21 protein-coding genes and 2 pseudogenes are annotated in these 24,874 nt (G+C 58.4%); 12 read left to right on the forward strand and 11 right to left on the reverse strand.

Features of this window, described 5'->3' with window-relative positions:
• The first annotated feature begins 64 nt into the window (after positions 1-64).
• A complete protein-coding gene (locus tag EAF64_RS17515; RefSeq protein WP_193767745.1) occupies positions 65-1,324 on the forward strand; it encodes a sulfatase in 1,260 nt (419 codons plus the stop codon).
• A gap of 566 nt (positions 1,325-1,890) precedes the next feature.
• On the opposite strand, the gene EAF64_RS17520 is transcribed toward EAF64_RS17515, so the two are convergent.
• From EAF64_RS17520 to EAF64_RS17540, 5 genes are read right to left on the reverse strand one after another with little or no spacing between them, the layout of a single operon-like run.
• Positions 1,891-3,435: a flippase gene (locus tag EAF64_RS17520; protein WP_129070279.1), complete on the reverse strand. Its 1,545-nt coding sequence runs from the start codon at positions 3,433-3,435 to the stop codon at positions 1,891-1,893.
• 42 nt (positions 3,436-3,477) lie between these two features.
• Positions 3,478-5,787 (reverse strand): DUF2206 domain-containing protein, encoded by a 2,310-nt coding sequence (locus tag EAF64_RS17525; protein WP_129070280.1) that lies wholly within the window; start codon positions 5,785-5,787, stop codon positions 3,478-3,480.
• Between the two features lie 43 nt (positions 5,788-5,830).
• Positions 5,831-6,946: a glycosyltransferase gene (locus tag EAF64_RS17530; protein WP_129070281.1), complete on the reverse strand. Its 1,116-nt coding sequence runs from the start codon at positions 6,944-6,946 to the stop codon at positions 5,831-5,833.
• Positions 6,943-8,157: a sulfatase gene (locus EAF64_RS17535; RefSeq protein ID WP_129070282.1), complete on the reverse strand. Its 1,215-nt coding sequence runs from the start codon at positions 8,155-8,157 to the stop codon at positions 6,943-6,945. Before EAF64_RS17535 ends, EAF64_RS17530 begins: the two co-directional genes overlap by 4 nt.
• Positions 8,154-9,458 (reverse strand): sulfatase, encoded by a 1,305-nt coding sequence (locus EAF64_RS17540; protein ID WP_129070283.1) that lies wholly within the window; start codon positions 9,456-9,458, stop codon positions 8,154-8,156. The genes EAF64_RS17535 and EAF64_RS17540 overlap by 4 nt, the downstream gene beginning before the upstream one ends.
• A 349-nt stretch (positions 9,459-9,807) precedes the next feature.
• Here EAF64_RS17540 and EAF64_RS17545 point away from each other — a divergent pair, with 349 nt between their 5' ends.
• Positions 9,808-10,563 carry a CPBP family intramembrane glutamic endopeptidase gene (locus tag EAF64_RS17545; protein ID WP_193767746.1) on the forward strand — a complete coding sequence of 252 codons (756 nt, stop codon included), beginning with the start codon at positions 9,808-9,810 and terminating at the stop codon, positions 10,561-10,563.
• A gap of 11 nt (positions 10,564-10,574) precedes the next feature.
• Here the strand turns inward: EAF64_RS17545 and EAF64_RS17550 are convergent, their stop codons facing one another.
• On the reverse strand, positions 10,575-10,862 hold the full coding sequence (locus tag EAF64_RS17550; RefSeq protein ID WP_129070285.1) for a hypothetical protein: 288 nt from the start codon (positions 10,860-10,862) through the stop codon (positions 10,575-10,577).
• 96 nt (positions 10,863-10,958) lie between these two features.
• Between EAF64_RS17550 and EAF64_RS17555 the strand changes: the two genes are divergently transcribed.
• Positions 10,959-11,855: a glycosyltransferase family 2 protein gene (locus tag EAF64_RS17555; RefSeq protein ID WP_129070286.1), complete on the forward strand. Its 897-nt coding sequence runs from the start codon at positions 10,959-10,961 to the stop codon at positions 11,853-11,855.
• On the opposite strand, the gene EAF64_RS17560 is transcribed toward EAF64_RS17555, so the two are convergent.
• On the reverse strand, positions 11,852-12,841 hold the full coding sequence (locus EAF64_RS17560) for a twin-arginine translocation signal domain-containing protein (protein ID WP_129070287.1): 990 nt from the start codon (positions 12,839-12,841) through the stop codon (positions 11,852-11,854). The two genes, EAF64_RS17555 and EAF64_RS17560, sit on opposite strands and share 4 nt — an antisense overlap.
• Positions 12,842-13,242: 401 nt before the next feature.
• Here EAF64_RS17560 and EAF64_RS17565 point away from each other — a divergent pair, with 401 nt between their 5' ends.
• The 4 genes from EAF64_RS17565 (at position 13,243) to EAF64_RS17580 (ending at position 16,808) form a co-directional block, all read left to right on the forward strand.
• Entirely contained in the window at positions 13,243-13,440 is a 198-nt protein-coding gene (locus tag EAF64_RS17565) for a hypothetical protein (protein ID WP_129070288.1), read from the forward strand.
• A 135-nt stretch (positions 13,441-13,575) separates the two neighbouring features.
• Positions 13,576-14,643: a polysaccharide biosynthesis protein gene (locus EAF64_RS17570; RefSeq protein ID WP_129070289.1), complete on the forward strand. Its 1,068-nt coding sequence runs from the start codon at positions 13,576-13,578 to the stop codon at positions 14,641-14,643.
• Entirely contained in the window at positions 14,636-15,793 is a 1,158-nt protein-coding gene (locus tag EAF64_RS17575) for a DegT/DnrJ/EryC1/StrS family aminotransferase (protein ID WP_129070290.1), read from the forward strand. Before EAF64_RS17570 ends, EAF64_RS17575 begins: the two co-directional genes overlap by 8 nt.
• A 64-nt stretch (positions 15,794-15,857) precedes the next feature.
• On the forward strand, positions 15,858-16,808 hold the full coding sequence (locus EAF64_RS17580) for a polysaccharide deacetylase family protein (protein WP_129070291.1): 951 nt from the start codon (positions 15,858-15,860) through the stop codon (positions 16,806-16,808).
• Between the two features lie 106 nt (positions 16,809-16,914).
• Here EAF64_RS17580 and EAF64_RS17585 read toward each other — a convergent pair.
• Both EAF64_RS17585 and EAF64_RS17590 read right to left on the reverse strand, forming a co-directional pair.
• Positions 16,915-17,268 (reverse strand): annotated as a pseudogene (locus tag EAF64_RS17585) (type II toxin-antitoxin system PemK/MazF family toxin).
• Positions 17,265-17,636 (reverse strand): annotated as a pseudogene (locus EAF64_RS17590) (MarR family transcriptional regulator). The pseudogenes EAF64_RS17585 and EAF64_RS17590 overlap by 4 nt, the downstream one beginning before the upstream one ends.
• 206 nt (positions 17,637-17,842) lie before the next feature.
• Here EAF64_RS17590 and EAF64_RS17595 point away from each other — a divergent pair.
• From EAF64_RS17595 to EAF64_RS17615, 5 genes are all read left to right on the forward strand, one after another.
• Positions 17,843-18,610: an SDR family oxidoreductase gene (locus EAF64_RS17595; RefSeq protein ID WP_193767747.1), complete on the forward strand. Its 768-nt coding sequence runs from the start codon at positions 17,843-17,845 to the stop codon at positions 18,608-18,610.
• 58 nt (positions 18,611-18,668) lie between these two features.
• Complete coding sequence (locus tag EAF64_RS17600; RefSeq protein WP_129070293.1) at positions 18,669-19,376, forward strand: acylneuraminate cytidylyltransferase family protein; 708 nt, start codon at positions 18,669-18,671, stop codon at positions 19,374-19,376.
• Complete coding sequence (locus tag EAF64_RS17605; protein ID WP_129070294.1) at positions 19,369-20,301, forward strand: Gfo/Idh/MocA family protein; 933 nt, start codon at positions 19,369-19,371, stop codon at positions 20,299-20,301. The genes EAF64_RS17600 and EAF64_RS17605 overlap by 8 nt, the downstream gene beginning before the upstream one ends.
• A gap of 63 nt (positions 20,302-20,364) precedes the next feature.
• Positions 20,365-21,075, forward strand: coding sequence for a methionyl-tRNA formyltransferase (locus tag EAF64_RS17610; RefSeq protein WP_129070295.1), 711 nt, complete (start codon positions 20,365-20,367; stop codon positions 21,073-21,075).
• A 102-nt stretch (positions 21,076-21,177) separates the two neighbouring features.
• The gene (locus EAF64_RS17615; RefSeq protein ID WP_129070296.1) at positions 21,178-21,990 is read left to right on the forward strand and encodes an SDR family oxidoreductase; all 813 of its coding nucleotides are present in this window, start codon (positions 21,178-21,180) and stop codon (positions 21,988-21,990) included.
• A 6-nt stretch (positions 21,991-21,996) separates the two neighbouring features.
• On the opposite strand, the gene EAF64_RS17620 is transcribed toward EAF64_RS17615, so the two are convergent.
• The gene (locus EAF64_RS17620; RefSeq protein ID WP_129070297.1) at positions 21,997-22,947 is read right to left on the reverse strand and encodes a methionyl-tRNA formyltransferase; all 951 of its coding nucleotides are present in this window, start codon (positions 22,945-22,947) and stop codon (positions 21,997-21,999) included.
• Positions 22,948-23,602: 655 nt separating this feature from the next.
• On the reverse strand, positions 23,603-24,634 hold the full coding sequence (locus EAF64_RS21155; protein WP_193767748.1) for a hypothetical protein: 1,032 nt from the start codon (positions 24,632-24,634) through the stop codon (positions 23,603-23,605).
• Positions 24,635-24,874: the final 240 nt, after the last annotated feature.

Consider the following 24,874-nt stretch of genomic DNA (forward strand, 5'->3'; position numbering starts at 1 on the left):
TTCTTATGAGTCACTCTACACACCGTCAACTTGTAGTAGGATGGTTGAGAGATATTACTTGCCCATGACGATAGATCAAGATTCTCATCCCAATATTGTAATGGTGACTATTGACAGTCTGCGTGCAGACCACTGTGGTTTCATGGGTTATGAAAAAAACACGACCCCAATGTTAGACCGCATGGCGAATGAGGGGATGGTATTTTCAAATGCATATGCCCCAGGTTCTCGGACACCTCACTCATTACCCAGTATGTTCACAGGAGAGTACCCAGATTCTGTATTGGGTCATGTCAACGGAATGGATGACACTCAGGAAGACATATCTGGTCACATTGACAGACACGTGACGATTCAAGACCAACTCTCGGATCTCGGTTACGAAACTGCTGGATTCACGCCCAACCCTTGGACATCGGAATATTTCGGTTTCGGACGAGGTTTTGATCATTACCAGGACTTTATGGACGAGGATAGGTCAGAAAAGATCTGGGAACGGATGATTGCCGGTAGGGGATCAAAGACGATCGCTGGGGTCCGTCTTTTGATGAGCTGGCTACAGCGGGCTAATACATTCAAAGCGTGGGAGCACTTTTATGATAATATTACGCAATGGATAAGTGAGGCAAACGAGCCGTATTTTGTCTGGGTATTCCTCCTTGATGTCCATTTCCCGTACCTTCCAGACCAGAAAGCGACTTCGCAGTCCCGGTGGCGGACGTATGAGGCAAACCTCAGACTATATCTTGAAAGTCAGCAAACGCCATACAGTAATCGGGTTCACGATCAACTTGTGACTGCTTACGATGATTCAATCCGGTATACTGATCGGTTCTTAGAACGGATTGCATCAGATGTACAGGACGCTGTTATTGTAACGACCGCCGATCACGGTGAGGCATTTGGGGAGCACGGCACCTACGGGCACCATGATCAACTATATAAACAAAACGTACATGTCCCTCTTGTGATATGGGGTAACGGCCCAGGAGAGACCGTTTCGGCACCGTTTTCATTGCGCTTGTTGCCAGAGCTTTTGAATACAATTGCAATAGGTGGTGACGTGGCAACGGTAGCAAAGGACACTGCAGGTAGTATCGCTAGCGGCGGTGACAAACTAAGAATTAGCGGGAAAAACTGGCGGTTCATTCAACGATCTGATGGAGATGATGAAGTACGACTTACGACAGACGATGGAGCACGGGTAGACGATCTTGAGACTATTAATCTCTGTCGTCGTCTTCTTGATGGCTGGATGGAACACCATTCAGAGTGTGGCCGTATTAAGAATGCAATCTACGATATAGAACATCATGAAATATAATATCGGCACTGTTTATTTCTGCTTCCCGGCGAGTGTTCATCCGTCAAGCGCTTGATTCGGTCGTTGGTGGTTGTCAATGGTATCTAGGGCAGAGTAACAACTGTTTCGCGCTCTGGCGACTACTCTGCCACAATGAGTGAAAGCGGTTGATCTACATCGCGACTGACTTGAATAATTCCTTTATTGTGGTTCCTGATCTGGTAATTGAGTCGACCCTCAACTCATGATGAGCCAAAGCAGTCAGACAGCCGCCAGCGACGACAAGAAACACTCTATCGCCGACATTGCGCTTCTCGTTGATCGGTGCGTATGCCGCGGGGTCAGTCCTGTAACAGTTAAACACGTCAACGTCAAAGAATTACCGGCGACGATCTGGCCAGATTTCAGCTTCACCTCATCGAACCACTCTCAACTAGGTCTCGTTGAGGGGGTCTGCGAGTTGGATGGGCACCTTGCTACGACATCCTACCTCTCAAACTCGCTTCGCTGGACAGTGCCAAACGGAGAAAGGAATATACTGTTTTAATAGTTAGTACGGACGGTTAAAATATGTCAATACATATTTTCTAATCCAATATCCGAATTGCCTGGCGGAATATGCTCAAATCGTACCCCATGTGATCTTCGAACCGAGACAACAACTCCTCATCCTCAGGCTCTATAGCAACTGTGGTGATTAATGGGACATACGCGACTCCGATCAGAATGATAACTAGTTCTGTAGGGAAGCCAATTATAGAAAAAGAGAAATATCCGATGAATGAGAGTAGCAAGACAACAACAATGGGCGAAAAAACTGAACGGGTAAATGGATGTATATCATGGCGCTTATACAGCACTGAAACGCCAAGTGAATCACCAATTATAGTACTTATCGTCATCCCAACTGCAGCTCCAACGATCCCGAGGACAGGGACCAATAGTATGTTAATTACTATATTTATCACACTTTCCACAGCCACAATCACTGAGATAATTTGATTGTCGCCAAGCGAAACCAGCGCCGACCCGTTTAGTCCCATCACAACAGCGAACAGATTACCAATTAGGAGTACACGAAGGGCAGTTGCACCATCAATATATTTTTCACCAAAAAATATGCCAATAACCAAAGACGGTGCAAAAAAGAGGACAACAACCAAAGGCAGTACCACGATCGTCATTACCTTTGTAATCACTTGATAAGTTCGTCTCATCTCTACATTCTGATTCTTCTTATTCAGACGAGTAAGCATTGGGGGTAACAGGAATCCAATTGATCCCAATACAGCTGTCACAATATTTCCCAACTGAAGCGCAATATTATATACACCGACCGCGGACGAGTCTATAAAATATCCTATCATATATATGTCGACATTGGAATTGATAAATCCCATTCCCTGAGCAGCGATCAACGGCACAGAGAATGTGAGCACTGAACGGTACATTGAGGCTGGCGTTCCACTAAACGAAGGAAGTGTCTTTTTAGCGAGATATAATGCCAGCAGCGAGGCTACTATCACAGCGGATATTTGCCCTGCAACGGCCCCGAATGCACTGAATCCTGCAATAACAAAGCCCGAGATGAATAGTAGCCTTACAAAGGGCTGAAATAACTGGTTTACATATGCATGCACTCTTGCATTGCGTGAACCGCGGGCTAATGAAACCGAAACACTCCTGAAGACAATAAACGGGATCCCGAATGCTGACACTCTAAAAAGAGGTATTAGGGACGCATCACTGAAAATTTGCCTTGCAACGAATGGTGCAGAAAAATACACAAAGATAAAACTAGTAAGACTAGATATGGCAGCGATGACGATACCTGCTCGGATGACACCTTGTGCTTTCTCAGCAGAATCTTCATAATGAGGTAATTCTCGCGTGAGTCCCTCATCCAGTCCTAATTTTGCAATAAGACCAGCGATGTTAACCACTGCAAGCGTGAGAACTACTTCTCCATACGCAGCCTCAGTAAGCAATTGTGCCATCACTATTTGTGTCAGAAAACCAAATCCTAATGAAATAAATTTACTCGCAGAAATAATCGCTCCTCCGGATACAACGGTTGCTAGAGCGTCTGAAGTTGATTGCTTACTATCATCTGACCCGGTTTCCTCACTCATGATATATTGTATATTTAACCATATATCCAGCCCATCTAACTCTTATTTTGACATATATATTCTAGAATCTCCCGAGACATATATTCTGTTTGTCGTTTTTGTCAGACCGTTCATATCCAGCTGACGCCAATCATACTTGCCTTTGACGAGTACGCCACCAGTGTCCATATTATACGGCCGGATCGCAATGTATGATGTGTTCTTCGTTCCATTGCGGATCTCCCAGATATCATTGTACACTTTCGTAGGTACCTTATCAAGCTGCCGTGTAATTGGGCCCCGCCAGTAGTCTATTTGTGCATTTAATAGGAAATCACCATATATCGGTCGACTAGGGGCCTTATTCTCAAGAATCCAAACGTGCATCTGGACTTTACAGTCCGTGCATGCCCCGGCCTGCGAGCGCTCGATGGGATCCTCACTGTTCAAAAGTCGCTCCGTACTCACCGGGTTTGTCGGGGCGTAATCTTTGGTAACCAGTTCGGCGACAACGCCTGTGTTTAATAGGAGAAACACGGCGAGCAGGATACCTAGGCCGCTTACGGCAACTCGCCCAGCACTGATTACAGACTGCAAATTGACACTGGCAACTTCGGCCCAGTCGGCACTAACTGGAAGTCGGTCCTTAAACGCAGATACCCCCTGCGAGAGCCCATTTAGAATGGCTCCAGCACCGAAAGTCATAAATAGTGCCGAGAATGCGAACACGATCATCATTACTCGGGCTGTATTGAACCCGGAGCTGAACGGAAGGAATGCGATGGCGAGTATCGTAAAAAACCCGCCCCCGAGAGCGAGGAACTCATCCGAGACGACTTTTTTATTCCGAATAACCCGCTTCCAGGCAAGGATGAGGATACCCAGCGCCATTAGTACACCGAACAATAGGTATAGCTGCCGACTCCAAGCAATAGAAATTGACCCATAATCTTTCGTCAGCGATCGGGCTGCGTCTCCGCTGGCGGTACTTCCGGATGTGATCTTTGCAATTCCATTTGCAATGTGATTTGGGAGAGTCTTGAATTTCCCACCTAGACCAGTATAAAGGTACCAGGCGAGCGTAAACGCTGAGTAGAAGACGATGAACGGCCACTGGAGTAATCGCCCTCGGTCTACCCGACTTTGACCAGATAACGACGATCTCACGCCGCCGTCGCTCATTGTTTTTTCTGCATCCGGCCGTGACTGGTTTCGTCCGGGCCACAGTCTGTCGGCGACGCGTGTCGCCAGTAACAGCATTGCTGAGATAATGAATGCGACCATTACCACCCAAGAGGTACCGTAGTGCGAGACAGAGATGCCGGCGGCAAATACAAGCGACAGTGGCTGTCGATACTCTTCGGCCATCAAGTCGTCGCTCGCGGCCAGCCCGGTCAGTGCAAGGAAGAAGACAGGCGTGGCCACGCGCCCACCACCCGGGTATAGCGTGTAGAATGGAAAGGAGAACATGAACAGGCAGGCCCCGATCAGCGCTTTCTGGGCGTTAGTTCGCCACCGGAACATGGCGAACAGCCACACTGGGAGCAAAGCAACAATAAATGGGTTGACAAGATCCCATTGAACTCCCATAGGAATATCTCCTAGCAACGCATAAGCTGGGTACAATACGCCGTTTGGAAGCAGGGAACCCAGTTCAATTCCTCCTCCTTGGTAATTCGGGATCCAGCGACCTTGTTCAATGGTGATGCTAATGAGCTGGTGGCCACCGCTGAAGGGCCACAGCCCGTCGTTGTATACCAGCGCGATGGCCAACATCCAGACTGCAAGTCCGTACCATCGTCTGGAGGAAGTCCAAGTGAGCAAGACCAGCGGAGTGACTGCCACCACTATTAGGGTGGTCATGAGGGGGATATTGGACCCCCCTCCCGTCTGGTAAGCGGTCCCGAGGACACTCCCGAATGGGATCAAAAGAAGCCCGAGCGGCAGAGGATTGACGAGAGCCCCAATGGGAACGTCTATTGAAAACTCGGATTCAGCGCGATAGACGGAGACCCAGAGGGCTGCCACGACGCTCCCGAGCGAGAGGGAAAGGGGCACCGGTCGGAGTGGTTCGGTCACACCGAGGCCCGGGAACAGCAGGCTGATGACGCCGCCGACGATCATCGTCGTGATCAGACTTGTTCCCACGACGTACCCTGTGACAGTTGCCAACTCGTAGTCTAACCCCAGCAGAGTAACGATGAGTAACCCGGGGACTATTGTTAAATAAACGACCGCAAAAAGCGGCCGTGCCATCCAGAGGTCGACTCCCGTGGCCACTTCACAGAAGACAGTCAGGAAGACGAGCGCCTGCAGTCCCGCGGCCGCAGCAAGCACCTGCCGTCGACCGATCCGGACTGTTTCTGGTAACATGTCTCCGTTTAATTAGCGTCTATCTATTACATCTGTGACCGATTTACCGACTCGTGCCGTATATCTCTGACAGCTCGGCCGCCCGCTGATCCCACCCCCAGGCAGGCGCTAGCTCGTTGGCTGCCTCGCTCATCGAATCGCGGCGCGACTTGTCGCTCAGCACCTCCGTCACCTGGGAACTGAAGGCCTCTCCAGGCTCGATCACCGCTGCCGCACCGGCCTGCTGAAGCTCCTCACCGATCGACGGTCCAGCCGAAATTACCATCGGCAGTCCAAGAGCCGCGTAATAAAACAGCTTCACCGGTGACGATGCCTTCTGGAGGGACGACTCCGTCTGTGGATTGATCGCGACGGCCGCGCGAGCCAGCAACGGGAACGCCTCCTCGTCCGGAAGCCGGCCCCGAACCTCGAGACTCTCCAGTCCGCGTTCGGTTTTCCCGATTTCGAGTGCCTCGCGTTTCGCGCCGTCACCGATCACGATCATCTCCGATACCTCGGGTGACGCGGCGATGTCGAATATCGCCTCGGTGTCGAGTTTCGGGTGGAGCGTCCCGAGAAATACGACGCGACCCTCGACGGTTTCGTCGGTCCGATAGGGCTCGACAGTCTCCGTTGCGTACCCGTTCGGGATGACTTCGATCTCGTCAGGATCGATATCCCACGTCTCGCTCACCAGGGTCCGCATGTTCTCCGAGACGACCACGATGTTCGAGGCGGAGTCGATCGCCCGTTTCTCGATGTTGTAAATCGCTCGCTGGATCGCCGACCCGAACGGGAGGTCACCGTATCGTGACGAAGAGTGGGCCAAGTCGTGCATGTCGAGGACGTAGTCTCGATGCCCCCAGAGCTCTGCAATGCCGCCCAGCGTGGAGTGTTCGAGCTGGACGCTGGCGTCTTCACGTTCCGCAATGGCCTTCGCCCGGCGGGCGATCAGGGACGCACGGATCGGCTCGTCCAGAATGCTCGAATTCGGCGTCGAGACGAACGACGTTTCGATCTCACCTAATCCATCGGATAACTCCTCGTCCGGTTCCGGAACGACGAGTGTCACATCGAACCCTCGGTCGGCGAGTCCGGTCGCGAACGCAGTCACGCGGTTCGTCCCGCCACTCGGCTGGCTCACGTCACCTCCGTGTGCGATGACAAGATTGTCAGTCATACCTGCTCTCTCTCGATGATCTGTCCGACAGCGGAGTTGACCGTTCGCCGTTCGTGGAGGTCTACCTCTGACTGGTCAACGAACGGTGATCTGTTCTCCAACCTGCCCGCCGATACCGATTCCAGTTCGTAGCCGTCGGCCGTGTGAACTGCGACCGACTCGCCGTCCCGTGTACGACACACCTCGAATGCCGAAGCCAGCTCGGCGACCGGTTCGTCCTCAGCAATCGAACCCAACAGGCCCGGCAGGTTCCGTAGCGAGAACGGTTCGGATATCTCGGTGTCCTCCACGCCGTCGACTACCAGCGGCACGTGCACGTTCTCGGGATACAGGTACGGCTCGTGACCGTAGGACCCGTGCTCGCCGAACGCCTCGCCGTGATCGCCGTGAATCACGATGGCCGGGTCGTCCTCGGCGAGATCCCGACGCAACCGCTCCAGAAACGCATCGGAGTACCGAATCGAGTCGTCGTAGGCGGTCACCAACTTCTCGTGCATCGAATCGGAAAACGGCGTCTCGTGGCTCTGTCGCCAGAACTCGAAGTTCGCGTGGAACTCCGAGAGTCTCGACTGCGAGCGGTACTCGTCGCTGGACATGTACGGGTTGTGGGCATCCATCAGGAACACCCACAGGAAGTACGGTTCCTCGGCGTCGCGTATCCACTCGATGGCGTCGTCGTAGTAGGACTCCCAGGGCTTGAACACCTCCTCACGCTGCCACATGTTCATGAACACGCGGGCCATCGACGAGAGGCCGCTGTCTTCGAGAAAGCCCTGGAACACCTTCTGGTAGAGTGCGCCCCGATTGGCCTCGTCCATGAAGTCCTCGAAGTGGTCGAACCCCTGGTCGAAACCGAAGTGTCGCGAGGTGAACGGGTTGGGCGTGAACGCGCCCGTCTCGTACCCGAGCCGCGAGAGCTTCTCCGGGAGAGTGTCGCGAGCCTCCATGTGGTGGCGGATGCGCTCGCGGCGAGCGGTGAGTTCGGAGTCTGCGTCGGTCTCCCGATCGACGGGATACTGGCCGGTGAAGATCGCCGGCATCGATTCGGGTGTGGCCGGGCCGGGTGCGATGGCGTTCTCGAACACGGTCCCCGACTCGGCCATCCGGTCCATGGTCGGCGTCGTGTCCTTCTCGTAGCCCACGAACCCGCAGTGGTCGGCCCGCAAACTGTCGATCGTCACGAGGACGATGTTCGGCCTGTGCTCGCTCATACGTCCTCACCTCCCAGCTCCGCCACCGCCGACCGTATCGACCGTTTCTCCTGTTCGGTCCGGACGTGGTGGTCGACCGTCCCCCGAAACGCCTCGGCCGTCTCGGGATGCTCGGCGCTCAGATCACGCTGTTCGTCCGGGTCGGCCGCGAGGTCGTACAGTTCCTCCCGATCGGGTTCGGTGATGAACTTCTCGGATTCGGTCCGGATCGCGACCCGCCGCTCGCCTTCGGCGAACACCTTCGAGGAGACCCACGGCCGCTCGGACTCCGCGAACAGACTCGACGCGGTGTAGGGGTGGGACGCCCCACCCAACTCCGCGATGGTCGGCGCCAACTGGCGCAACGCCACGGGACGCTCGACGGGTTCGGACCGATCGACGCTGCCGCCGACCACGAGCGGCACGTGAACCAGATCCTCGTAGAGGTCGGCCTGATGGCCGTATCGGTCGTGCTTCCCGAACTCCTCGCCGTGGTCGGCGTGGACCAGATAGACTGGATCGTCGTCGGCGAGGTCCGTCTGCAACTGCTGCAAAAAGGCATCGCCATACTTGATCGAGTCGTCGTAGAGATTCACCAGACGCTCGCGTTCCCCGGCGTCGAAATCCGGTGTCCACCCGCCGGTGAACATCTCGTAGTACTGGCGGAACGCGCGATACTTGTCCATGCGAGAACTCCACTGCTGGTACTCGGCTGGCGGCATCCACGGGTGGTGGGGTTCCAGCAGGAGTACCCACAGGAAGTACGGCTCTTCGGCCTGTTCGCGCCAGGCCAGTATCTCGTCGTAGAAGTCCGCCCACGGGCGAAGGATCTCGTCTTTGGTCGCGACGTTCTTGAAGAGTCGCGCGTACGTCGCGAGCCCGCCACCTTCGATGGACCGCTGGAACACCCGGTTCCAGGCCCGCTCCAGGACGCCGTCGTCTTCCGCCAGGAAGTCCTCGAACCAGTCGAAGCCGTCGTCGAACCCGAAGTAACTCGACGCCGGCGGGTTCGGCGAGAGCGCCCCCGTACTGTAACCCGCGTCCGAAAGGACCTCCGCGATGGTGGGACGAGAGGTGACCTGTTCGCGCTGCTGTGTATTGAATCCGATCTCCGGACTCGCGAGCGAGTGGTGCCCGGTCATCACGCTGGTCATCGACGCGATGGTCGGGACGCCGGAGGCGACGGCGTTCTCGAACACAGCGCCCTCTTCGGCCATGCGATCGAGAGTCGGCGTCGTGTCCCGGTCGTAGCCCATGAACCCGCAGTGGTCGGCACGGAGACTGTCGTAGGTGACCAGAACGATGTTGGGCTGGTCGGTCATGTCGACATCCCCACGACTGTTCGGTCGGTTTCTGTGTCCGTCCCACACCACCAATCCCTGTCGACGTACCCCTTGTTCATGAGCTACCGATCGGTCCCACCCGAATCGTATATCTTAGCATTCTGGTGGTTACGTATATCCGTTTTGATATTGTGGCAATAGTTTCGACCGGTTCCAGTCGCCAGTATCTCTGCCATCGGCACTGACTGCTCGCTCGTGACGTAATCCGACTGTTTATTGTCGTGGGCTATACACCAGTCGTTGTAGGGCACAGGTGTACGTTGGCTAAATGCGTCTAGATTCACGTTCTCTCTCCGATAGCGTCGGCGAGTGGCTGGTTCGACGGGGTGTGACCCTCGCGAACATTGCCCTTCTCGTGCCGATCCTCGGGATCGTCCTCAGCGAGACGCTGTTTTTCGCCGGATACACGACATCTGCACTCCGGTCACATTTCATTACGCTCCTGTACGCGGTGATCGTCCCGATGTGGTTCGGGGACGAAACAGAGGCGTACGCGGGACTCGCGCTCGTGTCGGCGCTGCGCTGTGTCAGCCTCGGGATGCCGGTGTTCTTCGAGATTACGCTGTACTGGCTCCCACTGGTGTATGCGCCGTTCCTCCCGGGACTGTTCGTGCTGAAACGCTCGTCCGAGTTCGTGGAGATTCCGCTGGATATCAGGACTGGGCTCCTGTTGCTCCCGGTCGCTGTTCCAGTGGGATTCGTCCTCGCCGAGATCGAGTATCGCGTTCTCAGACCCGAGACGCTCCTACCGGCGTGGTCCCCGCTCTTCCTCGGGATCCTCGTCGTGATTGCAGTATTCGTCGTGGCGCTCGCCGAGGAGTTCATCTTCCGTGGCGTCCTGCAACGGGGGCTCTCGGAGCGATACGGGTGGTTGGCGGGCGTCTTTCTCGCGAGCGTCGTGTTCGCGATGACCCGGTCCGGCTACGGGTTCGTTCCCGAACTCGTCGTCGCGTTCGGTATCGGCGTGTTACTCGGAATCGGCTACGAACTGACCGACAGTCTCCTGCTCGTCACGTTCGTTCACGGCAGTCTCAACGTCGTCCTGTTCGGCGTGTTGCCGATTTTCGGTCCGTTCCTCCTCTGAACACAGCGGAGTCAGCTCGTTACGATCTGTATGGACTCGTAGACGACGACGCCACCGAACGTGGCCAGCAGCGGTACCGAAACGCTGATGACGATCTGTCGCAGCCGTGGGTCGGCGTTCTCGCGCGCGCTGACGACGTTCAGATAGCCCAGCAGTACCACGAGAACGACTGCAATCAAAGCGCCCCCCGCACCGAGACCAGTCGGCGTCAGCAGTGTCGTCATCCCGCCCTCCCCAGCCACGATCTCGGCGGACGTACTACTGGCACCGATCGAGAAAGAGACGACGTGGTTCGTCACTGGGTGGTCGTAGCACTCGAAGCTACATTAGCCTGTGTCTTCACACGACATTTCAGCGGCGATAGGTCTTTGTCTGCGGCAGGGTAACGACGGGCAATGGCTGCCACGGTCACGGTCGTCGTGACCACGTATTACCGGAACGAAATGCTCGAACGCGCCATCGAGAGTGTTCTCGATATCGAGTATCCGAAGGTGGAACTGATCGTGGTCGACGGAAGCGGCGAGGGCCACGCCCGACCAGTCATCGAACGCTACGATGTGGATCAGTATATCCCCCAACCCGCCGACTGTGGCCCACACGCCGCCCGGAGTGTCGGGGCGAGCGTCGCGAGCGGCCAGTACGTCCAGTTTCTGGACGACGACGATTCCCTCTCCCCGGAGACGTTCCGCGTTCGGGTTCCACTGCTCGAATCGAACGACGATCTCGGCGTGGTCTACAGTGGCGTCGAACTGTACGACGGCGAGATCGAGTACCCGGACTCCGACGTTCGTGGGGACGTACTCGAACCGGCCCTCCGCTGGTCGACTGGCCCCTGTATGCCCTCGACGATGTTGATCGACCGTGCGGTCCTCGACGAGTTCCTTCCGTTCCCGAACCTCCACGCCGCCGACGATCTGGGATTCAATATCGAACTCGCTCGTCGTACCGAGTTCGACTTCGTCGATGACCCGCTCACCCACCACGACGACAGATCCTCTCTGGGCGACTCACTCGAGAACGCCCGTGCCCGTCGAAACGTCCTCGACCGGTATGGCGACCTGTACGACCAGTATCCACTCGCAGAGCGGGCCGCGCAGGCAACCTACTGGCGTGTGCTCGGAATCCGACTGCTCCGCGAGAAGGGGTGGTCGTCCGAAGCGATCATCGCGTTTGCGCAGGCACTGTACCACACCAACGACAGAACGCTGAAAGACGTCGGTAATTTGCTCACGGCGATTGGCGGGTGGCGAACGAGACAGGTCCTCGAGCGAGCATTCGACGATTTACTCTAGTCAGGAAGATTCTCGACGGCTTTCGGCGTATCCGCTTCCAGATCGAACTGACTGAAGAACCCGAACTGGACCCATCTCGTGTGGGAGTCGACGTACCGCTGTAACTCCGGCTGGAAGCTCCCGCTTCTCCCTTCACCTTCCGGTCCAGTTCGTTCGTACACGGCGAGCGTCAGTTCGATGTACCGCTTCGAATGGGCTTCTTTGACCAACTCCGGTTCCTCGATGTCGGGATCTTTCGGGATGTCTGGTAAGTACGCGGCGACGATTCCTGTCTCGAAGAACCACTCCCAGTCGACCTCGAAGTGTATCTCACGATCCTGTAGCGCACCACCAAGCACTGGATCGTAGTTCTTGGTGAGTGGACTCGAACTCACGACCCCGTCCACCGAGTTCGCCATCGCGGCTTTGATCAGGTTATCACTCTCCCAGTCGTACGTCGGCGGTTTCTTGATGTCGTCTTCGCCACCCGCGAAGAGATCGATCTGCATGTAGACCTTCTTGCAGAAGTACACGTGACTGACAGCGTGATTTCCTGGGTTCTCGAACTCGAAGTGGTTCTGTGCCTCGTCGACCTCGACGACCTCACTGGAGCCGTTGAATTTCACCTCCATCTTGTTCATGTAGTACGGCGACGTGTCGGCCTCGAAGCTGAGAACCTCGCCGTTCCCTTTACGTTCCGTGACGGTGAACTCTACGAGCGGGTCGCTGTCGTCGACAGCGTCCAGAGCGTCCCCGCGACTTTCGTGCTCCTGTAACTCGAACCGCTCGTCGTCTTTCACTTCGTATTTGGCGTGCAATACCTGCCCTTTCGGACAGGACGGCCTCCAGCTGTAGCTACCCCCGCCGTATCCCAGTACCCCCATACCGATCTCTGTCAGGCCTGCGCCGCCGACGACTGCCCCACCACCGACGCCGATACCCTGCAAGGCCTGTCGACGACTGATTTCCGCTCCGGATTCTCCGTCTTCGGATGAACTCTTACCCATAACCCCACTCTATATACATCTTATATTACTAACTGTTAATTGTTCTGTTTGGGGCGAGATTGAAACGAAAATCACGGCGGAGCACCAGCGAGGCGTGCTAAATTACAGGGTCGGCTATAGCCATATTCATATTCGATACTTGTTGTGTCGGGAATGGCATATACTAACCGACCAACCGAGACGTCCGCCCCCGTCCCTTCGGGCTATCTGGTGGGGTTGGTCGACGAATTCCCACGCTCCTACAGACACCGATACGAGCGCTCCAAAACCACGGCACAGCGCTCGATCTCGTCTATCGGTAAGCCACCATTGGTCTATCTGATCATCTCTCCATCGTTTCCAAGTTTCATTTCCGATAATTTTGGGCATGGATTTATACGTGCTCAGTATGATGTTCGGCTATGACCGACCGATCGGGCGTGCTCCAGTACAGCTACGACGTCGTTCGAATCCTCCTTTTGCTCGTGGTGTACGTTGCCTTGCTCTCGGTCAAGACGGTAGTCCGCCTGACTGGGCAACGCCTGCATCGGATTCGGGAAGCAGGGGTCCGCTTCGCCCGTCGTTCCCTCTCGCGTCCGAAGTCTTCCTCACGTCCCTGAGTGGGCCCTGACGAGTTGGCCTCGAACCGAGAGCTCCCGATAGTTGGCTACGGTCTTCGCTGCATACTCTGGATCGGTCGCGTCATTTGTTCGCTCCGTAATATTTAAATCTAACAATACCATCAGTTTTCACGAATGAGTCCCGGTGGGAGGGTCCTCATTACAGGTGGGTGTGGGTCGATTGGGTCAGCGGTGGTCGCTCACCTCCTCGAACAGGACGACACAACGCAAATCACGGTGTTCGACAACGACGAACAGGGGCTGTTCGCGCTCGAACAGCGAACCAGTGACGTCTTCCCCGAACTCGAATTCGAGTTGGGGGACGTTCGCGACGAGCACCGCCTCGAGGCGGCGATGCGGGGGGCAGACTACGTCGTTCACACCGCTGGGGTAAAGCAGGTGCCACAGTGTGAGTCTCACCCGTACGAGGCGATTCGGACGAACGCCGACGGTACGTGGAACGTCCTCCAGACGGCACGACGAGTCGGCGTCGAGTCGGTACTCACACTGAGTACCGACAAGGCAGTGACCCCGACGTCGACGATGGGTGCGAGCAAGATGCTCGCCGAGCGGATCACACACGCGGCCGCGGATCGGACCGGACCGGACGGGCCGCGGTTGGGCTGTGTCCGTCTCGGTAACGTCGTGGACTCGGCTGGCTCGGTGGTGCCACTGTTTCGCGAACGGATCGAGTCCGGGGGGCCGGTTCCGGTCACCGACCCGGAGATGACCCGATTCGCCATGTCGAAAACCCGGGCGGCGTCGTTCATCGCCGACCGTGTGGCCGACCAGCCGGGTGGGCGGATCCACGTCCCGAGGATCGAGCGATTCCGGTTGGGCGATCTCGCCGAGGCCATGGTCGACCAGTATGCGCCCGCTGGGACGCCGCCCGAGCGAGTCGAGATCGAAGAGATCGGTCGCCGTCCCGGCGAACGCGCCCACGAGCATCTCGTCGGGCCGACAGAAGTCGCCCGAACCATCGAAAACGACGACGGATACAGCGTCCTCCCGCCGTCCGAGATGGCCGACGGTACTGCGGGCCCCGCTACCGACACCGACCTCCCGCCGGACGGGTATCGGTCGGACATGGAGCCGTTTCTGAACCAGGACGAGATCATCGGCCTCGTCGAGACAGGCGTGTTCGACGCGTCACACCCGACATCCGAAAACGACGCCCTCGCAGTGATCGGAACCGATGACTGAAACCGGAGCGAACGACGAGCCGATCCCACTGTTTCGGATCGACTGGGACGAGACCGAACTCAAGAACGCCGTCGAGTCGATCACGCGCGGTGGCTACTGGGCAAACGGGCCGTTCGTCGACCAGTTCGAGGAGTTGCTGGCAGCGTATTTCGACGTCGAGCACGCCGTCGTGTTCAACTCCGGGACGAGTGCGCTCGTCTCCAGTCTGGACGCGGCCGGTGCCGGACCCGGCGACGAGGTGATCGTCCCGTCGTTCACCTTCATCGCGACCGCCAACGCGGTCAAAGCGGTCGGTGCGACACCGGTGTTCGCCGATATCGAACCGGCGTACTACGGGCTCGACCCGGATGCAGTCCGCGACGCCATTACCGACGAGACAGCGGCCATCGTGCCCGTCCACTACGCGGGCCACCCGTGTCGGATCGGCGAACTCCAGGAGATCGCTGCGGCCCACGACCTGCACCTGATCGAGGACGCGGCCGAAGCTCAGGGCGCGCGCTACGAGAGCCAGCCGGTTGGCACGCTCGGCGACGCCGGTGTCTTGAGCTTCTGTCAGAACAAGATCATCACCACTGGCGAGGGCGGCGCGGTCGTCACCGACGACGACGGGATCGCGAAGCGGCTTCGCCTGCGTCGCTCGCACGGCCGCGCCTCGGGCGAGTACTTCGACAGCGCCGAAACTGGCGAGTACGTCGCCATGGGCTACAACTTCCGCATGCCGGACATCGCCGCGGCCCTCGGCGTCGCACAGATGGAACGAATCGAAGATATCATCGAGCGTCGGCGCGCCATCGCTGCCGATCTCACGGAACGCATCGCCGGGATCGAGGGCGTTCACCCGCCAGTGGAAGCAGAGGATGCGCGCCACGTCTACCAGCTATACACCGTCGCGTTCGACGAGGTGATCGACCGGGACGCCGTGATCGAGTATCTCGCGGAACGCGATATCGCCTCGAAGGTCTACTTCGAGCCCATCCACCTGAGCCGGTTCTATCGGGCGGAACACGGCTCCGAACCCGGGATGCTCCCGACGACCGAGGCGATGTCCGAGCGAGTGCTCTCGCTGCCGATGCACGCGAACCTTCCACCGGCGCATCGCCAGCGCATCGCCGCGGAACTGGCGGCGGCCGTCGAGAACTGCAGGGCATGATCGATCAGTCTTCACAGGCGGGCACACGACAGCGGTCCTGTCGCGACCACGAGAGGTGGTGCTGATGCAGGCGATCACGTACCACTACGTGCGCCCGGAGACGGGCGAACCACCTGCGGGATACTACCACCTCCCGCTGGAGGGGTTCAGGGCACAGTTGGACTATCTCGAAGACACACACACGCTGCTCTCGAAGTCGACGTTTTTCGAGTGCCTTCGGGGAGACCGTCGACCGCCCGCCGACGGCGTCGTACTCACCTTCGACGACGGGCTACTCGACCACTATCGCTGGGTCCTGCCGGAACTGGACGAACGGGACCTCTGGGGCCTCTTCTTCGTAGCGACCGATCCTCTGGTCGACGGTCGCCGACTGCCCGTCCATCGTGTCCACACGCTGGTGTCGTGCTATTCCGGGACCGAGCTGCTGGACGCGTTGCTCGACATACTCCGCGACCACGACCAGCTGTCCGTCCCCGAGCAGTCGGCCGAAGGTATGTACGCGGACCGGGATACCGGCGAGAGCATCCGGAGGTTCAAGCGCCTCTGCAATCAGGACATCCCCTACGAACACCTGCCCGATGTGCTCGAGGCACTCGAATATCGGTTCCCTGAAGACAGATCGGTCGAAGCCGCCGACCTGTATCTCTCGCCCGACCAGCTCCGGGAACTGGACGCGTCCGGCATGGTCGTCGGCGCACATTCGGTGTCCCATCCCGTACTCTCTCGACTCTCACTGCCCGACCAGCGAACCGAGATTCGAAACTCCCGGCGACGTCTCGGAGAACTGTTGGATACCGAGGTCGATTTCTTCGCGTACCCATACGGCGGAACCAGTTCGTACTCCGCGCGTACGCGGGAACTCGTTCACGAGGCCGGTTTCGAGTGGGCGTTCACGACACAACCAGGGACGATAACGACGACCGATATGGCGAACAGTCCGTTGACCCTCCCTCGCCGGGACTGCACTGGTATCGAACACGGTGAGACGGCTGCGTCGCTTCCCGATCAGACGTAATCTGTGCTCTCGATGGCCCGTGCCGCCGAGACCCCGGTCGAGTGGCGTCGTCGAATGCCACTCGTTGTCATCAAGGCGTAAATTCCGGTCGGTCCGTACAGATCGGCTACTGCAACTCTTCGACGAGGGCAGCGACCGCGTCCTCGACGAGTTCGCTCCCCAGCCGTCCCTGTCAAAAGTCGATATCTTCGTGGTCGATCGATTGAACGCCCCATGGGACGATTCGACTCTCCTCGGGCGTCCCACCACGCAGCCAACTCTCTTCAGGGATCTCGACCAGCCCGTCCATCCAGGATTTCGTCGTCAACGTCAGCGCGATATACTGCTCGCCGTGAAACGGTCGGTCGTCGTGATTCGAGAGAACGAGCCACGGCCGAGCGGCTTGCTCACCTTTGAACCGGTCGTCACCGTAGACGACGTCGCCCCGCTCGAAAATCGGGGTTGCTCTCACGTCAGTCACTGCTGGTTCTCTACGCTCGGATGTGGCTCACTGGGGGCGTGTTCGCGCCACGACTCCTTCTCCTCTGTACCGAGTTAGTCGTTGAACTGGGCGGTCGCCCGTTCGTAGCCACTGTATCCATTGAGCCGATCGGTGTCATCGGTTACCGCCCAGTACGTTGCCTTGTGTTCGACCAAGGCACGGTCCTTCAGCCGCGAGAGCGCGGTGCTGACTGCGCCCTCGTCGAGATCTATCCGGGATGCAATTTCGCGTGCCTTGAACGCACGATCGTCGTGGGCAGCGAGAAACCCGAGTACCTGATCCGGGACCGATAGGTCTTCGAGTTCTTGTTCGCTCGTGTTCTCGAAGGTGTCTCGGTCGATGGACATCGTTGATTGGAGATACGCCACCCACTGTAAAGAGTGTTAACTCTGAAAGCAACGAAAATACCGAAAGAAACGAGACTACGCCATTCAGAGAGCAGATGTCCCAACGGATTCCACAACCATGCACTGAGACGATTAGCCCCTACTCCGATTGTCGATTTGATATAACGAAACGAACTTTACAACTGGCGATACGACGTGAACCAGGGATGTTCGATCTCGACGAAACCGTCGCACTCGTCACGGGTGGGGCCGGACTGATCGGCGAAGCCGTCTCCGAAGCGCTCGTCGAGCAGGGTGCGACCGTGGTGATCGCAGACCGACCCGACAGCGACGGAGAGGCCCTCGCGTCGTCGCTCGGTGAGGCTGCGACGTTCGCCGCGGCCGATGTGACCGACGAAGACGACGTACTCTCGCTCACCGAAACCGTGGTAGACCGGTTCGGACGAATCGACGCGCTGGTCAACTGCGCGTACCCTCGCAACGCGAACTACGGCCGGCGGTACGAGGACGTCGACTACGCCGACTGGTCAGAGAACGTCCTCGCGAACCTCGGGGGCTACTACCTCACTTCGAGGGCAGCCGCCGAGGTCATGCGGGACCAACCCGACGGGGGGAGCATCGTCAACCTCGGCTCGATCTACGGCGTCCAGGCCCCCGACTTCTCGCTGTACGATGGACTCGACACGACCAGTCCGGTCGAGTACGCAGCCATCAAGGGTGGCGTCATCAACCTGACCCGGTACCTGTCCTCGTATCTCGGCGAGTACGGCATTCGGGCCAACACCGTCAGTCCCGGCGGCGTGACCGACGACCACGACCCCGAGTTCGTCGAACGCTACGAATCCCGTACGGTACTGGATCGGATGGCCGAACCCGAGGATGTCGCCGGCGCGGTCGTCTACCTGACCTCGGACGCCGCGAGCTATGTCACCGGGCACAACCTCGTCGTCGACGGCGGTTGGACGATTCGGTAATCTCGCACGCTTCGCGGCAACGCGAAACGACATACCGATCGAATGACTTACCTCAGATATGATCGACGGTGAGCACGTCGTGGCCGTAGTTCCGGCCCGCGGCGGAAGCAAGGGGGTTCCCCGGAAGAACGTCAGGAAACTGGGGGAGAAACCACTGGTCGCCTGGCCCATCGATGTCGCCCACGCGACGGGCTCGATCGACCGGACGATCGTCTCCACCGACGACGACGAGATCGCGACTGTCGCACGCGAGTACGGGAGCGACGTCTTCGAGCGCCCCGACCGGCTGGCACGGGACGATTCACTGGTCGTCGAGACGATCCGCCACACTGTGGACCGACTCGGCGACGAGGGTGCCGATGCCGACTACGTCGTGATGCTCGAACCGACGACACCGTTCCGGGGACCGGACGATATCGAGCGGTGTCTCGATCTCCTGACGAGTCCCGATCGGTCGCTCGACTCCGTGGCGACGTTCACCGACGCCGACCTGAATCCACACCGCACGTGGCGCCTCGAAGACGAGAGGCCGGAACCGTTTCTACCCGACGGCACGCCGTGGCAGCCTCGGCAGGCACTCCCCGACGCGTACCAGTTGAACGGTGCGGTGTACGCCTTCGCCGTCGAGGCCGTGACAGAGGATGGTCCGTCGCTCCTGTTCGGAAACGCCGGCGCGGTCGTGATGCCACCCGAGCGTTCACTCGACATCGACACGGAACTGGACTTCGCGGTCGCCGAGACACTCATCGAGGAGGGCCATGTCTGAACTCGACGTCGGCATGATCGGCGTCAGCGAAGGGAACGGCCATCCCTACTCGTTCGCGTCGATCGTCAACGGCTATTCGGACGACGGATTCCAGGTGAGCGAGTGGGGTGTCATCCACGACTACCTTCGTGAGAAAGATCCCTCCGAATTCGGATTCGACGGCGTCGCGGTAACTCACGCCTGGACCCAGGACGAGGCCGAGACCGAGTGTCTCTGTGCGGCCGCGCAGATCCCTAACGCAGTTGATGATCGCGAAACTCTCTTCGACGAGGTCGATGCGGTCGTCGTCGCCCGGGACGACTACGAGACACACCTCGACATGGCGCTTCCCTTCCTGGAGCGAGGGGTTCCGACGTTCGTGGATAAACCTCTCGCGGTCGATCCCGACGAACTGGCAACCTTCCGGCCGTATCTCGAAGACGGCCTGTGCATGTCCTGTTCCGGGATGTACTTGGCTCGCGAGCTCGACGAACCGCGGGCGAACCTCGACCCGTACGGGTCCGTCGAACTCGTCACGGGGACGATCATCAAGGATTGGTCGAAATACGGCGTCCACCTGTTGGATGCCATCTTCGGCGTGCTCGACGAGCGTCCCGAAGCCGTCAGTGCTACCGAAACGGCGACGGGACGGACTGCGGCGACCATCTCGACGACCGGCGACACGACCGTCCAGATCAACACTATCGGCGACGCGCCGATCACGTTCGACGTCGATATCTACGGAAGCGAGCGGGTAGTACACCACGCGCTCCGGGACAACTTCCACGCATTCCGGCGGACGCTGTGGCACTTCTTCGAGATGGTCCGGACGGGCGAGCCACAGATCCCGGTCGAGCACACGCTGGACGTACTCCGGACGATCATCGCGGGTCAACAGTCAATGGACGTGGGTGAGACGATTCCGGTCCACGAGGTGTCGGTCTGAGGGCCCTGTCGAGGAATAGGAAAGACCATCGAAATTTAATGCTGCCCTGTACGTTTGGCGTGTATGGATGTCGTGTTTCTCGGCGCGAACAACGCGGGGTTCGCTATCTACGACTGGCTCTGTGAACGCGATGACGTGACCGTTCACGCTCTCCTGACGCGGCCCGGACAACTCTCGCTGATCGAGACAGTCGAACCCGAGTTGGTCGTTGCGGCCGGCTTCGATCACGTCGTGCCACCCGAAATCCTCGACGTACCGGAACGGGGTTGTCTCAACGTTCATCCAGGACTGCTCCCGCACGCGCGCGGGTACAACCCGAACGTCTGGAGCATCGTCGAGGGCCTACCGGCCGGGGTGACGATTCACTGGATGGACGAGGGTATCGACACGGGTGATATCGTCGCGACCCGGGAGGTTCCGGTCTCGTTCGAGGATACCGGCAAGGACCTCTACGAACGACTGGAGACGGCGTGTTACGACCTGTTCGTGGAGACGTGGTCGGACATCCGGGACGGAGATGTCGACGCCATCGAACAGCGCGATACCGAAGCAACCTACCACGAAAAAGCCGAGTTCACCGACCTGTGTGAACTCGACCCGGACGAAACCTGCACTGTTCGGGAACTGCTCGACCGTCTCCGGGCACTCACGTTCCCGCCGTTCGACAACGCCTACGTCGACATCGATGGGGAACGATACTACGTCGACGTGTCGATCACGCCGGCCGCGGAAGTCAACGAGCCGGACGGCGTGGGGTTGCTCGACGCGTACTAACTCCGACACTGCCTGGAATCGGGTGTAGCTGTTTCTGCCGACCGGATACCCACCGGACCACTTCTTATTAGGATATCGACAACCGATACGTACTGAAGATCAATGTCAGAGACGATCTGGGAACTGTTCGATATGGAAGGCCGTGTTGCGATCGTCACTGGCGGCTACGGACAACTCGGCTCGCAGATGAGCGATGCGCTGGCCGAGGCGGGTGCGCACGTCGTCGTTGCTGCCCGGACGTACGAGAGGTGTGCCGAGAAAGCCAGGGAACTGTCGGAGAAACATAACGAGGCGATGGCTGTCGAAGTCGACGTCACCGACGAGGACGACGTCCAGGAGATGGTTGACGACGTCGTCGAACGGTTCGGGACGATCGACGTCCTGGTCAACAACGCCTACGACGCATACGGGTACGGCACCGACTTCGAGGACCTCACACTGGAAGACTGGGAGCGGACCTTTGAAGGCGTAGTGACCCAGTCGTTTCTCTGTACCCAGGCGGCTCTTCCGGCTATTCGGGACGGCGACCACGGCACGATCATCAACATCGGGAGTCACTACGGCGTAGTCGCCCCGGATCACCGTATCTACGGTGAGACCGACATGAACAACCCCCCAACTTACGGTGCGGCGAAAGCCGGCCTCATCCAGTTCACCCGATGGCTAGCGTCATATCTTGCGGACGAGGGAATCCGTGTGAACTCGATCAGCCCGGGCGGGTTCTACCGGGAGGAGATGGAAGAGAGTGAGGAGATCCGGGAAGTATTTCTCCCGGAATACCGCCACCGCACACCGCTCGACCGGATGGGTGACGAGACCGATATGAAGGGACTCATCGCCTACCTCGCTTCCGATGCAGGCAAGTGGATGACCGGTCAGAATATCGTCCTCGCGGGTGGCTGGACGGTCTGGTAACGGATATCAAGACTCGGTCGCCGGGTCGCACACTGGCGTGAACATGTCTCCGACTGTGACCCACTCCCGATCCAGTAGCTTTCCGGCCGATGTCTCTGTCCCATCGCCGATCTGTAGCTGTGTCAATTCTATCCTGCCTTCCCAGGTACCCACACGGAGCACGTCGCCGTCGCGGCCGCGGATCTCTCCGGGTTCGGTAAAGACGCGCTCGCCGGTCGGTGGATTCGCCTCCCAGACAGTCACGCGACGCCCCTTGAGGTAGCTGTAGGCACCTGGATACGGGTGAGACTGTCCACGAATCCAGTTGTAAACTGCCATCGACGAGCGTCGCCAGTCGATTAGGCCGTGCTCTGGAACCCGCTTTGGCCACCAGGTAGCGCGCGCATCGTCCTGTGGAATGCGTGGCACTTCACCGGTCTCGAACCGTGGATAATACTCTCGAATCAGTTCTCTGCCAGCGTCGACGACCGTCGCGTAGAGGCTGGCCGCGTCGTCGTCGAGTTCGATGTCGATCGGCCGTTGGCCAACGAGGTCGCCCGCGTCGGCTTCCTCGACGAGGTGAAACAGCGACAGCGCCGTCGTGTCCAGTCCCTTGATCAGATTCCAGGCGATCGGTGCCCGACCGCGGCCGCGAGGGAGGGGTGCGGGATGCATCCCCAGTGCGGCGACGCTCGGGATATCGAGGACTCGCCGTTCGACGAGGCGCGACCAGCCGACGACGAACAACAACTCGGGGTCGTATGCGGCAATCGTCTCCACGACGGGGTCGGTATTGACCGATTCTACTTCGTGGTAGTCCGCGCCCACGGTTGCAGCAACGGAACTGAAATCGGTCTGATCCGCGATGTCGCCATCCGTGGGGCGCGTAAAAACTGCACGGATATCGGCTCCGAGGGCGTCGAGTTCCTCGAGGCAGGCGTGCCCGAGATCGTTGTGACTGACGAAGACGACGTCCATTGGCTTGGCACAGTGACGCAATCGCTATAGCCGTTGTGGGCCCTCCGGCGGTGGAACACCAGCTACCCTGTGGATGGCCCGGGGCTTATGCAAATCCAGACGCTACCGAAAGTGAACGATCTTTGCCCGACACCAACCAAGACGATATCGATTGGTTGCCGGAAATCGAACGGCGGCACGCCCTGGGACTCTCTGTAGCTGTGGTATCGGCCGCTGGACTGTACAATCTCACCACGGAGCCTAGTGGCTACGGAGAGGGTGGGTACGGAGAAGATGGCTACGGGTGACGCGCCCACGGTTCCTGCCTGACGGTTCAGACATATTCGGTCGATACCACAATTTTCTTACTAACTTCCAGTAAACATACAACAGAAAACAACACGATGGCTCGGATAACATTCTCCGTGACTGAACCCCCTACTTTTCACCCAGTTCGGTATCGAACTGCGGGTCTGCTCGTGTAACTCGACATGGCGACCAACGATCTCTTTGCGGACGAAGAAGCGACAGACCTGCCCTTCGACGAGTGGGAGACTCCCGGGGCGACCGACGGAGACACGAACACGGAGAGCGAGTCCACGCAGGAGACAACGACACAGACCGACGGCTCGGTTCCGTTCAACACGTGGGATACCTTGGAAGATACAGCAGGTGATCAGGTCGGTGTCACGCGCCGAGAAGCATTGCAGCTCGGGGGGTTCGTCGCAGGTACGCTTGGGTTGCTGTTCGGATACAACGCTTGGGACGGCGGATCCGATCCCGTGACATCGAACTCGAAACAGGCAGCCCCCAAGTACGGATACGGAGGGGCACCAGTTGCGACGACTACGACTGACCAACCCGATGGCCCACCGACGCCGACGGTCGAGCCAGCGACGCCGGTCCCGTCCGGGCTCCAGGCGACGATCGACGAGACGAGTGAGTCTGCAGATACGGCGACGCCAACCACCCGAAGACAGACGACTACCCAACCCACGTCGACCTCGACATCGACTCCGACGGCGACGCCAACTGCGACAGAGACCACGACCGCGACACCGACGGAAACGACACAAGAAAGCGCAGTTTCTGGAGGCGGGTTCACCGGCGGTGGAGGCGGCGGTGGTGGCGGTGGCGGTGGCAGTGGCGGTGGCAGTGGCGGTGGCAGTGGCGGTGGCAGTGGCGGTAGTGGTGGAGCCAGCAGTGGTACCTCCACCAGCACACCGACGCCAACGGACACGCCGACTCCGACGCCAACCCCGACGCCAACGGACACACCGTCCTCGACGCCAACGGACACACCGTCCTCGACGCCGACTCCGACGCCAACCCCGACACCAACGGACACACCGTCCTCGACGCCAACGGACACACCGTCCTCGACGCCAACGGACACACCGTCCTCGACGCCAACGGACACACCGTCCTCGACGCCAACGGACACACCGTCCTCGACGCCAACGGACACACCGTCCTCGACGCCAACCCCGACGCCGACGGACACACCGACCGCAACGCCGACTTCGACGCCAACCTCCGAACCGTCGAACTCTCCCGAGGAGTTGCCGGAGGAGGTGTACGGACGCCAGGGATACGGCCAGGAAGGATACGGTGGCGTTGCGCTCAACAGTTCGTAGCAAGCGCGTCCGACGACACTCGCCTGTGCGACCGAGAGAGAGACAGCGTCGATTATCCATACCGATCTCATATCGGCCGATCAGTCGACCCTCTCGTGACATTCAGCTATACCCTATTATTGAGACAATATCTGTTAAGAGTAAAATTATAATTAATTAATTATACAGAAGACTTATCTTAAAACTATACTTTCGCACGAACGTGAACGTGGTTGGACTGTTCAACTGCGCAGCAGGAAACGTGCGGTGTGTGATTCCGAATATCCCACCGGCGAACGGGAATCAAATACGCTGTTCGGTGAGGAATTACT

This window comes from Halorientalis pallida (genome assembly GCF_004118325.1).
In the GTDB taxonomy this organism is placed as follows: domain Archaea; phylum Halobacteriota; class Halobacteria; order Halobacteriales; family Haloarculaceae; genus Halorientalis; species Halorientalis pallida.

Coding starts and splice junctions, on each gene's coding strand:
- EAF64_RS17515 (WP_193767745.1), top strand. CDS start 65: ATGACGATAGATCAAGATTCTCATCCCAATATTGTAATGGTGACTATT.
- EAF64_RS17520 (WP_129070279.1), bottom strand. CDS start 3,435: ATGAGTGAGGAAACCGGGTCAGATGATAGTAAGCAATCAACTTCAGAC.
- EAF64_RS17525 (WP_129070280.1), bottom strand. CDS start 5,787: ATGTTACCAGAAACAGTCCGGATCGGTCGACGGCAGGTGCTTGCTGCG.
- EAF64_RS17530 (WP_129070281.1), bottom strand. CDS start 6,946: ATGACTGACAATCTTGTCATCGCACACGGAGGTGACGTGAGCCAGCCG.
- EAF64_RS17535 (WP_129070282.1), bottom strand. CDS start 8,157: ATGAGCGAGCACAGGCCGAACATCGTCCTCGTGACGATCGACAGTTTG.
- EAF64_RS17540 (WP_129070283.1), bottom strand. CDS start 9,458: ATGACCGACCAGCCCAACATCGTTCTGGTCACCTACGACAGTCTCCGT.
- EAF64_RS17555 (WP_129070286.1), top strand. CDS start 10,959: ATGGCTGCCACGGTCACGGTCGTCGTGACCACGTATTACCGGAACGAA.
- EAF64_RS17560 (WP_129070287.1), bottom strand. CDS start 12,841: ATGGGTAAGAGTTCATCCGAAGACGGAGAATCCGGAGCGGAAATCAGT.
- EAF64_RS17565 (WP_129070288.1), top strand. CDS start 13,243: ATGACCGACCGATCGGGCGTGCTCCAGTACAGCTACGACGTCGTTCGA.
- EAF64_RS17570 (WP_129070289.1), top strand. CDS start 13,576: ATGAGTCCCGGTGGGAGGGTCCTCATTACAGGTGGGTGTGGGTCGATT.
- EAF64_RS17575 (WP_129070290.1), top strand. CDS start 14,636: ATGACTGAAACCGGAGCGAACGACGAGCCGATCCCACTGTTTCGGATC.
- EAF64_RS17580 (WP_129070291.1), top strand. CDS start 15,858: ATGCAGGCGATCACGTACCACTACGTGCGCCCGGAGACGGGCGAACCA.
- EAF64_RS17595 (WP_193767747.1), top strand. CDS start 17,843: ATGTTCGATCTCGACGAAACCGTCGCACTCGTCACGGGTGGGGCCGGA.
- EAF64_RS17600 (WP_129070293.1), top strand. CDS start 18,669: ATGATCGACGGTGAGCACGTCGTGGCCGTAGTTCCGGCCCGCGGCGGA.
- EAF64_RS17605 (WP_129070294.1), top strand. CDS start 19,369: ATGTCTGAACTCGACGTCGGCATGATCGGCGTCAGCGAAGGGAACGGC.
- EAF64_RS17610 (WP_129070295.1), top strand. CDS start 20,365: ATGGATGTCGTGTTTCTCGGCGCGAACAACGCGGGGTTCGCTATCTAC.
- EAF64_RS17615 (WP_129070296.1), top strand. CDS start 21,178: ATGTCAGAGACGATCTGGGAACTGTTCGATATGGAAGGCCGTGTTGCG.
- EAF64_RS17620 (WP_129070297.1), bottom strand. CDS start 22,947: ATGGACGTCGTCTTCGTCAGTCACAACGATCTCGGGCACGCCTGCCTC.
- EAF64_RS21155 (WP_193767748.1), bottom strand. CDS start 24,634: ATGAGATCGGTATGGATAATCGACGCTGTCTCTCTCTCGGTCGCACAG.